2 protein-coding genes are annotated in these 1762 nt (G+C 69.2%); both read left to right on the top strand.

Features of this window, described 5'->3' with window-relative positions; genetic code table 11:
• Positions 1–30: 30 nt before the first annotated feature.
• Positions 31–1308, top strand: a complete 1278-nt coding sequence (locus tag K6I34_RS36525) for a low temperature requirement protein A (protein ID WP_374231119.1) — start codon at positions 31–33, stop codon at positions 1306–1308.
• Positions 1309–1448: 140 nt separating this feature from the next.
• On the top strand, positions 1449–1762 hold a 314-nt coding region (locus K6I34_RS36520), incomplete at its 3' end, for a P1 family peptidase (RefSeq protein WP_229332323.1).

Below are 1762 nucleotides of genomic sequence, written 5' to 3'. Positions count from 1 at the left end.
CTGACCGGCAGCGCCCCGCCCCACTGACCCATGAGCACCCCCTCACCGGAGGCGAAGCCGAACGGCGACGGCCATGGTGGCGGCCACGGCAGCAGCGATGGCCGCGGCAGTGGTCGCGGCGTCCTGCGCCGCATGACAGCCCGCGGCCGCGAGGAATCACATCGCACCGCGACTCCCTTGGAGCTCTTCTTCGACCTCTGCTTCGTCGTCGCGGTGGCCCAGGCGGGCAAGCAACTGGTCCACGCCCTCGCCGAGAACCATCCGAATACCGGTATTCCCGGCTATTTCATGATGTTCTTCGGTGTGTGGTGGGCTTGGGTCAACTTCTCATGGTTCTCCTCCGCCTACGACACGGACGACGTGCTGTATCGCGTGGTGACGCTGGTGCAGATGGCCGGGGTGCTGATCCTGGCGGCGGGCATCCCCCGCGCGTTCGGCAACAGCGACTTCACCGTGGTCTGGTTCGGATATGCGGTGATGCGACTGGCCCTGGTCTCCCAGTGGTTGCGCGCCGCGCACTCCACGTCGGGCGAGGAGCGGCGGACGGCGCTGCGGTACGCCATCGGGGTCTCGCTGTGCCAGGTCGGCTGGCTGGGGCTGCTGCTCCTTCCCACCCACGTCAAGCCCTGGCTGTTCCTGGGCATGGCGATCGCGGAGATGTCGGTCCCGGCGTTCGCCGAGCACCGGCACCAGACCGGCTGGCATCCGCACCACATCGCGGAGCGCTACGGCCTGTTCACCATCATCGTGCTGGGCGAGACGGTGTCGGCAGCCACTGTGGCTGTGCAGTCGGCGGTGGACGAGCACGAGGCGCTGGCCATGCTGCTGCCGATCGCGGGCGGCGGGCTGCTGATCATCTTCGCCGCGTACTGGATCTACTTCGCGGTGCCCATCCACCTGCACCTGGCCTCCAACCGACAGGCGTTCCTGTGGGGTTACGGGCACTACTTCGTCTTCGGTTCGGCGGCGGCCATCGGCGCGGGGATCGAGGTGGCGATCGAGGAAACGGTCGGCAAGGCACATATCTCGACGTTCGCGGCGTCGAGCACGGTCACGGTGGCCACGGCGCTGTTCATGCTCTCGGTGTGGCTGATCCACTCCAGGCACCACAAGCGGGACCTGGCCGAGCAGTTGGTCCTGCCCGTCTCGGCCGTGCTGGTGCTGTCCTGCACATTCGCGGGCCACGCGGCGGTGCTGCTGGCGGGGCTGGTGGCGACGGCCACGGTGGCGGCCGGGGTCCTCCTGTCCTCCCGCCCCACGGCCGGAGCGGCGGCGCAGGCGGCCGGCAAGGCGGCAGACGCCACGTGAGGCGCCACGGACACCACGGAAGACACGCGTACGCGTAAGACACCACTGGCACCACTGACACCACGAAAGACAACTGAGCCGCGGGTGTTGAGGCGAGCGAGCCGCAGACACTGCAGGGAGGAAGTGGTACGCATGGGCGCATGACTGATACCGGTAGTGCACAACAACCCTTTCCGACCGGTCCTCTCGACGCGCTGACCGATGTTCCGGGTCTGCGGGTCGGGCACGCGCAGCGCGTCGGGGACGGCGCTCTGACCGGCACCACGGTCGTGCTCACCGGCGAGGGCGGCGCGATCGCGGCCGTGGACGTACGCGGCGGCGGTCCCGGCACCAAGGAGACCGACGCCCTCGACCCGCGGAACCTCGTCCAGCACGTCGAGGCGGTCGTGCTCTCCGGTGGCAGCGCCTTCGGCCTCGCCTCGGCCTCCGGGGTGATGGCCTGGCTGGAGGACTG

This window comes from Streptomyces sp. UNOC14_S4 (assembly GCF_020740835.1).
Lineage (GTDB): Bacteria > Actinomycetota > Actinomycetes > Streptomycetales > Streptomycetaceae > Streptomyces.
The sequence above is the reverse complement of the archived record's forward strand: the minus strand, read 5'-3'. Positions and strand labels throughout refer to the sequence as shown.

Coding starts and splice junctions, on each gene's coding strand:
- K6I34_RS36525 (WP_374231119.1), top strand. CDS start 31: ATGAGCACCCCCTCACCGGAGGCGAAGCCGAACGGCGACGGCCATGGT.